Source organism: Flavobacterium acetivorans (assembly GCF_020911885.1).
GTDB lineage: Bacteria > Bacteroidota > Bacteroidia > Flavobacteriales > Flavobacteriaceae > Flavobacterium > Flavobacterium acetivorans.
This window is the reverse complement of the sequence record NZ_CP087132.1, coordinates 1118080-1131457: the sequence shown is the minus strand read 5'-3', so window position 1 is coordinate 1131457 and position 13378 is coordinate 1118080. Positions and strand designations below refer to the sequence as shown.

Here is a 13378-nt window from a genome sequence, read left to right as displayed (position 1 = left end):
AAAAATATTTTTTTTTGCCTACGAATGTTTAAAACGTTCCGATTTATTTCGGAACGTTTTTTTTTGCTTACATCGAAAAGCACCGCTAAGAAAATACAAAACAAAATTTCTTATTTATAATCATTAAAAATTAAGGAGTAACCGCATTTTCGCTCCAACTAATTTCCGGATTTGGCTTGTGTTTTAATTCCTTGAAACCTATCTTTGTGGCTTATTTTAGTGCTAAAAAAGACAATTATGCAATCTGATCAATTAAATTATATTCCTATTTTAATACAGTTTTTACTGGCTGTTGGATTTGTTGCAGGAACAATCATCGTTTCTGGAAAATTAGGCCCAAAAAGGTCTTCTAAAGTTAAAGATGCTAATTTCGAGTGTGGGATCGAATCCGTAGGAAATGCTCGAATTCCTTTTTCGGTAAAATATTTTCTTGTTGCCATTCTTTTTGTTCTGTTTGACATCGAAGTAATTTTCCTTTATCCTTGGGCTGTCAACTTCAAAGAACTTGGTATCGAAGGCATGATTAAAATGTTGATATTCATGTCTTTACTTCTTATTGGCTTTTTCTATATCATCAAGAAGAAAGCTTTAGAGTGGGAATAATAAATTTATTTTAAATTAAAAATGATGAATTAAAAATGGTTTTGAACATTCAAAATTTACAATTCAAAATTCAAAATAAAAATATAAAATGAGCAATTCAAATATAAAAATGGTTGAACCGCCAGAAGGTGTTGTAGGCGAAGGTTTCTTTGCCACAAAACTAAATGATGTTGTAGGTTTAGCTAGAGCTAATTCACTTTGGCCTTTGCCTTTTGCAACTTCTTGTTGCGGTATTGAGTTCATGGCGACCATGGCATCTCATTATGATTTGGCACGATTTGGATCTGAGCGTGTGAGTTTCTCTCCGCGTCAAGCAGATATGCTGCTGGTAATGGGAACTATTTCGAAAAAAATGGCCCCAATTTTACGCCAGGTATATGAACAAATGTCAGAACCTCGTTGGGTTATTGCTGTTGGTGCTTGCGCAACATCAGGAGGAATTTTTGACACCTACTCTGTCCTTCAAGGAATTGACAAAGTAATTCCGGTTGATGTTTATGTTCCAGGTTGCCCTCCGAGGCCAGAGCAAATTGTAGATGGAGTAATGAGATTGCAAGAACTAGTAAAAAATGAATCTGTAAGAAGAAGAAGTTCTCCAGAGTACCAAGAATTATTAGCTTCTTATAATATCAAATAATCAAGATGGCATTAGAAAATACAGATATTCAAGATAAATTAACGCAAAACTTTGGTGAAGAAGTTTTCAATTTTCAACAGCAAAAAGACATTTTTACTTTTGAAATTGATGCTGACAAAAATAAAGCTATCATTTTATTCTTGAAAAACGATCCTAGCTTACAATTTCACTTTTTGACTGACTTATGCGGAATACATTATCCAGATAATGAAGTTAACAAGCAATTTGCAATTGTATATCATTTGCACAATTGGTACGAAAACAAACGTATAAAAATCAAAACCTACATCAACGGTGAAAAACCGGAAATAAAAACAATATCCAACATTTTCCTAAGTGCAAACTGGATGGAAAGAGAAACGTTTGATTTTTATGGAGTAGATTTTATAGGTCATCCACAATTGAAACGTATTTTAAATATGGATGAAATGATTTCTTTCCCAATGCGTAAAGAGTTCCCTATGGAAGACGGCGGAAGAACAGATAAAGACGATCGTTTTTTCGGTAGAACAATAGACAATTGCTAAAAACACATTTTATAATTTTTCACATTCTATAAATGTCAGAACTATTATTACCCCCAGAGCATCGATATGCTAAAATAATAAAAGAGAAGCTAAATGAAGACGGAAGCGAGCTTTCTATTCTGAATTTAGGCCCTACTCACCCTGCTACACACGGAATTTTTCAAAACATATTGTTAATGGATGGGGAACGGATTTTAGATGCCGAACCAACTATTGGCTACATTCACCGTGCTTTTGAAAAAATCGCTGAAAATCGTCCTTTTTACCAAATTACTCCACTTACGGACCGAATGAACTATTGCTCTTCCCCTATCAACAATATGGGATGGTGGATGACTGTAGAAAAACTATTGGATATTGAAGTGCCAAAACGTGCGCAATATTTAAGGGTTATCGTGATGGAATTGGCCAGAATAGCGGATCACATTATCTGTAACTCTATTCTAGGGGTAGATACGGGTGCTTATACCGGCTTCCTTTATGTTTTCCAGTTTAGAGAAAAAATATACGAAATCTACGAAGAAATTTGTGGCGCTCGTTTAACAACGAATATGGGAAGAATTGGTGGTTTCGAAAGAGACTGGTCACCAGAAGCTTTTAGAAAATTAGACTTGTTTTTAGAAGAATTTCCGGCAGCTTGGAAAGAATTCGAAAACTTATTCGAAAGAAATAGAATTTTTATTGACAGAACCGTAAACGTTGGACCAATATCTGCTGAACAAGCCATGTCCTACGGATTCACAGGGCCGAACTTACGTGCCGCAGGTGTCGATTACGATGTTCGTGTAGCACATCCGTACAGTTCTTACGAGGATTTTGACTTCATAATTCCAGTAGGAAAATCAGGTGATACTTACGACCGTTTTTGCGTGCGTAACGCCGAAGTTTGGGAAAGCTTAAGTATCATTCGTCAAGCATTGGCAAAAATGCCGGAAGGAAATGAATATCATGCCGAAGTTCCTGATTATTACCTGCCTCCAAAAGAAGATGTTTACACTAGCATGGAATCGTTAATATATCACTTTAAAATTGTAATGGGAGAAGTCCCTGTTCCAGTGGCAGAAATATATCATGCAGTAGAAGGCGGTAACGGAGAACTTGGTTTTTATTTAGAAACAGACGGAAGCCGTACTCCTTATAGACTCCATTTTAGAAGACCTTGCTTTATTTATTATCAAGCCTATCCTGAAATGATCAAAGGAGCATTACTCTCTGATGCTATTGTGATTTTGTCAAGTTTAAATGTAATTGCCGGAGAATTAGACGCATAAATTATGGAACGTACACATTACAAACAAGAAATAAACATGACTGAAGCATTGATGAATCGCATCAATGAATTAATTAGTCATTATCCTGCAGACAAACGAAAATCAGCCTTACTCCCTGTTTTACACGAAGTTCAGGACGCTCATGAAAACTGGCTGAGTATCGAACTAATGGATAAAGTAGCCGAAATTCTTCAAATACTACCCATTGAAGTTTATGAGGTGGTTTCCTTTTATTCCATGTACAATCAGAAACCTGTTGGGAAATACATGTTTGAATTTTGTCAAACTTCACCATGTTGCTTAAACGGCACCGAAGACTTGATGGATTATACCTGTGAAAAACTGGGTGTAAAAATCGGAGAAACTACTCCAGACGGACTCTTTGAAGTAAAAGGAGTAGAATGTCTGGGAGCCTGTGGTTATGCCCCGATGATGCAATTGGGTGATTTTTACAAAGAGCATCTTACCAAAGAAAAAATCGATCAGCTAATTGCTGATTGCCGAGATAATAAAATAATATTACACGATAAATAAGATGTCAAAAAAAATATTATTAGACAAAATAAACATTCCTGGAATCAAAACCTATGAAGTATACCGTCAAAACGGTGGTTATGCTTCGGTCGAAAAAGCGATCAAATCAATGACTCCTGACGAAGTTGTTGAGCAAGTTAAAACATCAGGACTTCGTGGTCGTGGTGGCGCTGGATTCCCTGCCGGAATGAAATGGAGTTTTATTGATAAAAAATCAGGAAAACCAAGACATTTAGTTTGTAATGCCGATGAATCAGAGCCAGGGACATTCAAAGACCGTTATTTGATGGAATTTATTCCTCATTTACTGATTGAAGGAATGATTACTTCCAGTTTTGCTTTGGGCGCAAACCTTTCTTACATCTACATTCGTGGAGAATACATGTGGGTTTATAAAATTCTGGAAAGAGCCATCGCCGAAGCAAAAGCGGCAGGTTGGTTAGGAAAGAATATATTAGGCTCTGGTTATGACTTAGAACTTTATGTTCATTGTGGTGCCGGTGCTTACATCTGTGGGGAAGAAACCGCATTGATTGAATCCTTAGAAGGAAAAAGAGGAAATCCTCGTATCAAACCGCCATTCCCAGCCGTTTCAGGACTTTGGGCTAATCCTACAGTGGTTAACAATGTAGAAACTATAGCTACGGTGCCATGGATTATCAATAATTCTGGTGATGATTATGCAAAAATTGGAATCGGAAGATCTACGGGAACCAAATTAATTTCGGCTTCAGGAAATATCAAGAATCCGGGTGTTTATGAAATTGAATTGGGTTTAAGTGTTTACGAATTCATGAATTCAGATGAATATTTAGGCGGCATGAGTTCTGACCGACCTTTGAAAGCATTAGTGCCCGGAGGATCATCAGTGCCAATTTTACCTGCCGATTTAATATACAAAACCGCCAACGGTGAAGACCGCTTGATGTCTTACGAATCTTTGAGTGACGGTGGATTTGCAACAGGATCAATGTTAGGTTCGGGAGGTTTTATAGTTTACGATGATACGGCTTGTATTGTACGTAACACTTGGAATTTTGCCCGTTTTTACCACCACGAAAGTTGCGGACAATGTACCCCATGTCGTGAAGGTACAGGATGGTTAGAAAAAGTATTACATCGTATCGAAAACGGCCACGGTCGTGAAGAAGATATCGATTTGCTTTGGAGCATTCAAAGTAAAATTGAAGGGAACACTATTTGTCCATTAGGTGATGCGGCTTCTTGGCCGGTAGCAGCAGCTATCCGTCATTTTAGAGACGAATTTGAATACCATGTTCGCTTCCCGGAAAGAATAAAAAACAGAAACCATTTTGTTGCTGAACCTTTTGAAAAAGTAAAGCATTTAGTAACGAAACAAACAGTTTAAATTAGTTTCAAGTTTTAAGTTTTTTTTAGTTTCAAGTGTAGCAACCTGAAACTTTAAACTTTTAAACTAAAAAAACAAAAGTAAGAAATGAAAGTAACAATAGACGGTCAAGCGATTGAAGTAGAACCAGGGACAACCATTCTACAAGCAGCACGTATGATAGGCGGGGAATCTGTTCCACCAGCAATGTGCTACTATTCTAAATTAAAAGGGAGCGGCGGAAAATGCCGTTGCTGTTTAGTAGAAGTTGCCAAAGGAAGTGAAGCAGATCCAAGACCAATGCCTAAACTAATGGCTTCCTGTGTAACAGGATGCATGGACGGCATGGAAGTAAACAGCAAATCTTCTGACAGAGTAAAAGAAGCCAGAGAATCAGTAACTGAATTCTTATTAATCAACCACCCACTAGACTGTCCTATTTGTGACCAAGCGGGCGAATGTGATTTACAGGATTTAAGTTTTGAGCACGGAAAGGCAAAAAGTCGTTTCATTGAAGAAAAAAGAACTTTTGAACCAGAAGATATTGGTCCAAATATTCAACTGCATATGAATCGTTGTATTTTATGCCAAAGATGTGTACAAGTTGCCGATCAATTGACAGATAAACGTGTACACGGTGTAATGGACAGAGGCGATCATTCGAATATTTCGACTTGTATCTCTAAAGCAATCGACAATGAATTTTCAGGAAACATGATCGATGTGTGCCCAGTAGGCGCATTGACTGATAAAACCTTCCGTTTCAAATCAAGAGTTTGGTTCAACAAACCATTCAATGCACACAGGGATTGCGACAAATGTTGCGGAAAAACAACCCTTTGGATGTTTGGAGACGAAATACAAAGAGTTACCGGAAGAAAAGACATCTATCATGAAGTAGAAGAATTTATCTGCAACGGCTGCCGTTTTGACCATAAAGATCCTGCTGATTGGGTTATTGAAGGACCAAGAGAGTTCGATAAAGATTCGGTTATCAACCAAAACAATTATACGCAAGAACTAGAAACAGTTCACATAGCTACCGAAGAAGGAATTCTTAAAGGAAGAGAGCAAGACCGTAAGAAAATAAGCATGTCTGCTATCCCATTGAAGAAAGAAGAAGGAGAAGATTTTAAACATGGTAATCTTTAAAAAATGGATAGTACAATCATTATAGAAAAAAGCATCATCATACTAGTCGTTTTTGCCATTACTATGCTTATGGCAATGTACTCTACTCTTGCTGAAAGAAAAGTTGCCGCCTGGATACAAGACCGTATTGGTCCCAACAGAGCCGGAAAAGGTGGTGTTTTACAACCACTTGCCGATGGATTAAAATTATTCTCCAAAGAAGAATTTGAACCAAACACACCAAACCGTTTTTTATTTTTCGTAGGTCCGGCAATTGCCATGAGCACCGCTCTAATGACCAGCGCCGTAATTCCTTGGGGAGATAAATTTCATCTTTTTGGGAGAGACATCATTTTACAAGCCACTGACATTGATGTTGCCTTATTATACATCATCGGTATATTGTCTATAGGTGTTTACGGAATTATGATCGGTGGATGGGCATCTAACAATAAATTCTCCTTAATGGGTGCAATTCGTGCCGCTTCACAAATGATCTCTTATGAAGTAGCGATGGGATTGTCATTAATAGCCTTATTGATGATGACTGGTACCTTGAGTCTAAGAGAAATTTCATTACAACAAGAAGGAATGAACTGGAATGTGTTTTACCAGCCACTTTCTTTCTTGATTTTCTTAGTTTGTGCCTTTGCAGAAACTAACAGAACACCATTTGACTTAGCGGAATGTGAAACCGAATTAATTGGAGGATATCATCTAGAGTATTCTTCGATGAAAATGGGATTCTATTTATTTGCTGAATATGCCAATATGTTTATCTCCTCTGCTATACTTGCCGTTTTATTCTTTGGAGGTTATAATTATCCCGGAATGAGCTGGGCTGTGGAGAACTGGGGTGTAAACATTGCCAATGTAATAGGAATTGGAGTATTATTTGTAAAAATATGCGGTTTCATTTTCTTCTATATGTGGGTAAGATGGACAATTCCAAGATTTAGATACGATCAATTGATGCACTTAGGATGGAGAATTTTAATTCCATTGTCTATCATCAATATCATTATTACCGGAATCGTAATTTTGAGAGCTGAAATAGCAGTATTCTTAGGGTTTTAATTAGAAAAGATCAGCTCATTCCTAAGCTAACAGGAATGGCTACAAATAAAATAAAAAAATGTCAATAGAAAGCATATCCTTATCGGGAAGAAAAAAGCAAGTCTCCAATAAAGAGATGAGCTTTTGGGAAAGAATGTACCTTGTTGCGATTGTCAAAGGTTTGATGATTACATTAAAACATTTATTCTCCAGAAAAGTGACCATTCAATATCCTGAACAGGTTCGTGAAATGAGTCCTGTCTATAGAGGCCAACACCAATTGAAACGTGATGAACTAGGGAGAGAAAACTGTACCGCATGTGGATTATGCGCACTTTCTTGCCCGGCAGAAGCCATTACAATGAAAGCCGCTGAACGCAAACCAGAAGAAAAAATGCTATACCGCGAGGAAAAATATGCTTCAATCTATGAAATCAACATGTTGCGTTGTATTTTTTGCGGATTGTGTGAAGAAGCTTGTCCAAAAGACGCTATTTACCTGACTACTTCAAAAGTATTGGTTCCCGCTAACTATGACAGAGAAGATTTTATTTTCGGTAAAGACAAATTAGTTATGCCTTTGGATATCGCAATGAAAAATGCTCAACTTAAAAACGCTAACTAATGTCAACGATACTTATTATATTTTGTGTTTTAGCTGCCATCACTTTGGCAACAGCCTTTTTGACTATTTTTAGCAGAAACCCTATTCACAGTGCACTTTATTTGGTAATCTGTTTTTTCTCTATTGCAGGTCATTATTTATTATTGAACTCTCAGTTTCTGGCAATAATGCATCTTATTGTCTATTCAGGGGCAATTATGATTTTATTCTTGTTTACTGTCATGTTGATGAATTTAAATAAAGAAAATGAAGTACATAAACCAAGAATTACGCGTTTAGGAGCTATTGTCTCTTTTTGTTTGATTTGTATCGTTCTAATTTTGGTTTTTATCAACTCTAAACCAATTATTGGCGAATATGTTACCACAGGAGAAGATTACCAATCCATAAAAGTTTTGGGTCATGTGTTGTTGAACGAATATATGGTACCTTTTGAATTTGCCTCTATTCTGCTTTTAGTAGCAATGATTGGAGCAGTTCTATTGTCTAAAAAAGAAAAAAAAGAGAAATAACATGAATAATATTTTAAATGAAATAGGCATCGAAAACTACATTTTTCTCTCTACTATACTTTTTTGTATTGGGATTTTTGGAGTTTTATACAGACGCAATGCTATCATTGTATTTATGTCTATCGAAATTATGTTGAATGCGGTCAACCTTTTATTTGTTGCCTTTTCTACATATCACCAAGATGCCCAAGGACAAATCTTTGTGTTTTTCTCAATGGCTGTTGCGGCCGCAGAGGTTGCAGTAGGTCTAGCCATTCTAGTTTCGATCTTTAGAAATTTAGGTTCGATTGACATCAATAATTTAAAAAACTTAAAAGGATAAACTATAATGAATACAAATTTAGCTTTACTCTTATTATTAGCTCCTTTTTTAGGATTTTTATTTAATATTTTCTTCGGAAAAAACATTGGAAAAACGGCTTCTGGGATAATCGGAACACTCACTGTAGTGCTTTCATTTGCGCTAAGCATTTTCTTTTTTCTTAAAATAAATCAAAGCCAACAACCAATCAGCATTCAACTATTTGATTGGATTCAAATCAGTAATTTCAAAGTAGATTTTGGTTTTCTTCTAGATCAATTATCTGTTTTATGGTTGCTTTTTGTAACCGGAATTGGTTCCCTGATACACTTGTACTCCATCAGCTACATGCATGATGATGAGAACATGCACAAATTTTTTGCTTATTTGAATCTGTTTATCTTCTTCATGATTGCTTTGGTAATTGGAAGCAACTTATTGGTATTATTTATCGGTTGGGAAGGCGTTGGACTTTGTTCTTACCTACTTATCGGATTTTGGCATAAAAACCAAGACTTCAATGATGCGGCTAAAAAAGCGTTTATCATGAACAGAATTGGTGATTTAGGATTGTTAATCGGGATATTCATCATCGGCTCATTATTCTCAACTTTAGACTATGCAACTTTAAAAACAGCTATCGCTGGAGCAACAGATCTAAATATGTACTGGATTTCGGCTGCGGCCTTTGCTTTATTCATTGGAGCTTGCGGAAAATCGGCACAAATTCCATTGTACACTTGGTTGCCGGATGCAATGGCAGGACCTACGCCGGTTTCGGCATTGATACATGCCGCAACTATGGTTACCGCTGGGATCTTCATGATCACAAGATTGAATTTCTTATTTGATTTAGCTCCAGACGTTCAAAATATTATCGCTATTGTTGGTTCCGTTACTGCTTTGGTAGCTGCAACAATTGCCTTGGTACAAACCGACATCAAAAAAGTTTTGGCCTATTCTACAGTTTCACAATTGGGATTAATGTTTTTAGCATTAGGATTAGGCGCCTATGAAGTTGCCGTTTTCCACGTGATCACACATGCTTTCTTCAAAGCTTGTTTGTTCTTGGGTTCTGGTTCAGTTATTCATGCTTTGCACGGAGAACAAGACATGCGCAAAATGGGTGGATTGAAAAAAGTAATGGGAATTACATTTATCACTTTCTTAATCTCTTCATTGGCGATTTCCGGAATTCCACCATTTTCAGGATTTTTCTCGAAAGATGAAATCTTGTTAGTGGCTTTTGAACACAATAAAGTATTATGGTTTATCGCTTCATTGGCTTCGCTTATGACCGCTTTTTATATGTTCCGTTTATTATACCTTACATTCTTCAAAGAATTTAGGGGCACAGCCGAACAAAAAAGTCATTTACACGAAAGTCCTTCTCTCATCACTTTTCCTTTAATTGTTTTGGCAATTTTAGCTACAATTGGTGGATTGATTAGTTTACCAACGAACAGCTGGTTGAATGCTTATCTTGCTCCTTTATTTACACGAACAACAACCGAAGCACATCATTTTGGAACTACGGAATATGTCTTGATGGCCGTAGCCGTAATTGGTGGAATAGTAGGAATTGCAATTGCTTATACAAAATACATCAAACAAAATCAAATTCCTGCCGAAGATGCTCAGATTACTGGTTTTGCAAAAGTTTTATATAACAAATATTATGTAGATGAAATCTATGACTTTTTATTTGTAAAATCAACAAACAGCCTATCTAGATTTTTTAGAGACAATATCGAAACTACATTGTCCTCAGCTGTTTTTGGATTAGAAAAAGTAACCAACGAAATAGCGTTTCAAGGAAGAAAATTACAAAGCGGAAGTATCGGTTTTTATCTTTTTGCTTTTGTTTTAGGGCTTTGCGCCATTGTAACCTATTTATTTTTAGCTCAATAATTTTATACCATGAACGTATCACTACTATTAATTATACTTCTTGTTGGTGCATTTGCAACTTATCTTGCCGGTGACAAACTGGCTCCAAAAGTGGCTTTATTCTTTGGATTATCAGCTTTAGGATGTTCCATTGTATTATTAAACCATTTTAATGCCGGCGAAAACATTAGCTTCATAAGCCAATGGATCAACCAACCCAATATTGCTTTTGCTTTAAAAGCGGACGGTCTTTCAATCGCTATGCTATTATTGACAACGGCTTTGACTCCAATTATTATCTTTTCATCTTTTGGAAATGATTATAAAAATGCAAAAACCTTCTATAGTCTAATCTTGTTTATGGCTTTTGCTATGGCAGGAACTTTCTTAGCAGCCGATGGACTTTTATATTACATTTTCTGGGAATTGTCATTAATCCCTATTTACTTCATCGCATTAATTTGGGGTAACGGTGATACCGAAGAACGCAAAAAAGCAGTGGTAAAATTCTTTATCTATACCCTTGCCGGATCTTTATTCATGCTGGTTGCTTTTGTTTATTTGTACCAACAAGCAGGAAGCTTCCTATTGGAAGATTTATACAAATTAAATTTATCGGCTACTGAGCAATTGTGGATCTTCTTGGCTTTTTTCTTGGCCTATGCTATCAAAATTCCACTTATTCCTTTTCACACTTGGCAAGCCAGCGTATACCAAAAAGCGCCAACTGCGGGAACAATGCTTCTTTCAGGAATTATGCTAAAAATGGGATTGTACAGCGTTATCCGTTGGCAATTGCCTATTGCTCCGCTAGCAGCAAAAGAGTATATGCATATCTTCATTGGTCTTGGAATCGCTGGAGTTATCTACGGTTCAATTGTGGCTTTAAGACAAAAAGACTTGAAAAAATTATTGGCCTACTCTTCATTAGCCCACGTTGGACTAATTGCTGCGGGAAGTTATACACTAACTATTGACGGATTACGCGGTGCGGTTTTACAAATGATTGCTCACGGTTTTGTGGTTGTTGGATTGTTCTTCATTGCTGAAATCATTTTCAGAAGATACGAGACCAGAACTATTGCTGATATGGGTGGTATTCGTACCCAATCGCCAAAATTCGCTTCGATGTTCTTAATTTTAGTATTAGCATCTGTGGCACTTCCTACCACTTTCAACTTTGTTGGAGAATTTACCGTATTGTACAGTCTTTCTCAAATCAATATATGGTTTGCCTTTTTAGGAGGAACAACCATTATTTTGGGAGCTTACTATATGTTGAAAATGTACCAAAACGTAATGCTAGGAGAAACTAATAGCAAATTATTTGCGGATGTTACTGCTAAAGAAGCGATAACATTGGTACTTATTATCGCCGTTATTTTCTTCTTTGGAATGTATCCAAAACCAATTACAGACTTGATCACACCAAGTTTGGTAAATATTTTAACTCAAATTAATAGAATTAACTAGTCAAATAAAAATAATGAATACATTAATAGCTATAATAGGATTAGGTGTTTTATGCCTTTTATTTGAAATTTTCGAATGGAGAAAAGCGATTATTCCAGTAACCGTTATTGGATTATTGGCAGTCCTTGGGTTGAATATATCAGAATTCAATTCTCCCGAAGCCTACTACAACAACATGATGATTGTGAGTGAATTTTCTACCGCATTTTCCTCTTTGTTTATCATCTTAACTATTTTCTTGGTAATCTTAAGTCATAAATTTTACGAAAACCAACAGGGAAAACTATCTGATTTCATTGCCATAAAGATATTCTTGCTTGCAGGAGCAGTTGCTATGGTTTCTTTTGGAAACTTAGCCATGTTCTTCTTAGGGATCGAAATTTTATCTATTGCTTTATACGTTTTGGCGTCAAGCAGCAGACTGAGCGTAAAAAGTAACGAAGCGGGATTAAAATACTTCCTGATGGGATCTTTTGCCTCAGGAATCATCTTATTTGGTATCTGTTTAATATACGGAGCCATGGGAAGTTTTGATGTTATTGAAATCAGCGAATTATCCCGTTCTGCCGAACTACCGGTTTGGTTTCCTATTGGGATTATTTTAGTTGTTATCGGAATGTTTTTCAAGATTGCCGCTGTTCCTTTCCATTTCTGGGCGCCGGATGTTTATGAAGGTTCTCCAACATTGACAACTGCCTTAATGAGTACTTTGGCAAAGGTGGTAGCTATTGCTACTCTATTCAAACTGTTAAACGTGATGAATGCAGATCTTTCACCTTCTTTCCAATTAGTGATTGTTATTATCTCTATGGCTTCCATGACCGTAGGAAATATCATGGCATTAAGACAAGTAAACGTAAAACGTATCTTAGCTTTCTCTGGAATTTCTCATGCTGGTTTCATGTTAATGACCTTGTTAAGTACAACAAACGCAGCCGGAACCTTATTGTACTATACCTCTGCTTATGCCTTGGCTGGAATCGCAGCTTTTAGCGTAATTCTATATGTTTGTAAACACAACGAAAACGAAGATATCACGAACTTCCACGGCTTAGGAAAAACAAACCCTTTATTAGCCGCTATTCTAACTGCTTCGTTATTGTCTATGGCTGGAATCCCAATATTTTCTGGATTCTTTGCAAAACTGTTTTTATTCAATCAGACCATCCAGGCGGGTTATATCGCCTTAGTGATAGTTGCCGTAGTCAATTCAATTATAAGCGTTGGGTACTACTTTAAACTGATTCTAGCAATGTATACCAAAGAGCCAAACGAAGAAAGAACCGGAACTCCCATTACGATTTATGCCGTTGCTGTTATAGCAATTGTACTGAATATTGCTTTAGGATTGTTCCCTTCCTATGTTTTGGATTTGTTGGCCTAAACAAAAAAACTTCTATAAAAACACAAAACCATCAAGAGCAATTTTGATGGTTTTTTTATGGTTGACTTTTACAATTAAAAACCAAT

14 protein-coding genes are annotated in these 13378 nt (G+C 36.5%); all 14 read left to right on the top strand.

Annotated elements, in window-relative coordinates:
* Positions 1 to 237: 237 nt before the first annotated feature.
* Positions 238 to 603, top strand: coding sequence for an NADH-quinone oxidoreductase subunit A (locus LNP19_RS05020; RefSeq protein WP_230063709.1), 366 nt, complete (start codon positions 238 to 240; stop codon positions 601 to 603).
* 88 nt (positions 604 to 691) lie between these two features.
* Positions 692 to 1240 (top strand): NADH-quinone oxidoreductase subunit B, encoded by a 549-nt coding sequence (locus tag LNP19_RS05015; protein ID WP_072939960.1) that lies wholly within the window; start codon positions 692 to 694, stop codon positions 1238 to 1240.
* Between the two features lie 5 nt (positions 1241 to 1245).
* A complete protein-coding gene (locus tag LNP19_RS05010) occupies positions 1246 to 1767 on the top strand; it encodes an NADH-quinone oxidoreductase subunit C (RefSeq protein ID WP_230063708.1) in 522 nt (173 codons plus the stop codon).
* Positions 1768 to 1799: 32 nt separating this feature from the next.
* Positions 1800 to 3038 carry an NADH-quinone oxidoreductase subunit D gene (locus tag LNP19_RS05005; RefSeq protein WP_230063707.1) on the top strand — a complete coding sequence of 413 codons (1239 nt, stop codon included), beginning with the start codon at positions 1800 to 1802 and terminating at the stop codon, positions 3036 to 3038.
* A gap of 3 nt (positions 3039 to 3041) precedes the next feature.
* Positions 3042 to 3572, top strand: a complete 531-nt coding sequence (locus tag LNP19_RS05000; RefSeq protein WP_230063706.1) for an NADH-quinone oxidoreductase subunit NuoE family protein — start codon at positions 3042 to 3044, stop codon at positions 3570 to 3572.
* A gap of 1 nt (position 3573) precedes the next feature.
* Complete coding sequence (gene nuoF / locus LNP19_RS04995; protein WP_230063705.1) at positions 3574 to 4941, top strand: NADH-quinone oxidoreductase subunit NuoF; 1368 nt, start codon at positions 3574 to 3576, stop codon at positions 4939 to 4941.
* Positions 4942 to 5028: 87 nt separating this feature from the next.
* Positions 5029 to 6072, top strand: a complete 1044-nt coding sequence (locus tag LNP19_RS04990) for an NADH-quinone oxidoreductase subunit G (protein WP_230063704.1) — start codon at positions 5029 to 5031, stop codon at positions 6070 to 6072.
* Positions 6073 to 6075: 3 nt separating this feature from the next.
* Positions 6076 to 7128 carry an NADH-quinone oxidoreductase subunit NuoH gene (gene nuoH / locus LNP19_RS04985; RefSeq protein ID WP_230063703.1) on the top strand — a complete coding sequence of 351 codons (1053 nt, stop codon included), beginning with the start codon at positions 6076 to 6078 and terminating at the stop codon, positions 7126 to 7128.
* Between the two features lie 58 nt (positions 7129 to 7186).
* The gene (locus LNP19_RS04980; protein WP_230063702.1) at positions 7187 to 7732 is read left to right on the top strand and encodes a NuoI/complex I 23 kDa subunit family protein; all 546 of its coding nucleotides are present in this window, start codon (positions 7187 to 7189) and stop codon (positions 7730 to 7732) included.
* Positions 7732 to 8244: an NADH-quinone oxidoreductase subunit J family protein gene (locus LNP19_RS04975; RefSeq protein WP_230063701.1), complete on the top strand. Its 513-nt coding sequence runs from the start codon at positions 7732 to 7734 to the stop codon at positions 8242 to 8244. Before LNP19_RS04980 ends, LNP19_RS04975 begins: the two co-directional genes overlap by 1 nt.
* Before the next feature lies 1 nt (position 8245).
* On the top strand, positions 8246 to 8566 hold the full coding sequence (gene nuoK / locus LNP19_RS04970; RefSeq protein WP_072939988.1) for an NADH-quinone oxidoreductase subunit NuoK: 321 nt from the start codon (positions 8246 to 8248) through the stop codon (positions 8564 to 8566).
* A gap of 6 nt (positions 8567 to 8572) precedes the next feature.
* Positions 8573 to 10456 carry an NADH-quinone oxidoreductase subunit L gene (nuoL, locus tag LNP19_RS04965; protein WP_230063700.1) on the top strand — a complete coding sequence of 628 codons (1884 nt, stop codon included), beginning with the start codon at positions 8573 to 8575 and terminating at the stop codon, positions 10454 to 10456.
* 9 nt (positions 10457 to 10465) lie between these two features.
* The gene (locus tag LNP19_RS04960; RefSeq protein WP_230063699.1) at positions 10466 to 11908 is read left to right on the top strand and encodes a complex I subunit 4 family protein; all 1443 of its coding nucleotides are present in this window, start codon (positions 10466 to 10468) and stop codon (positions 11906 to 11908) included.
* Positions 11909 to 11921: 13 nt separating this feature from the next.
* A complete protein-coding gene (locus LNP19_RS04955; RefSeq protein WP_230063698.1) occupies positions 11922 to 13292 on the top strand; it encodes an NADH-quinone oxidoreductase subunit N in 1371 nt (456 codons plus the stop codon).
* Positions 13293 to 13378: the final 86 nt, after the last annotated feature.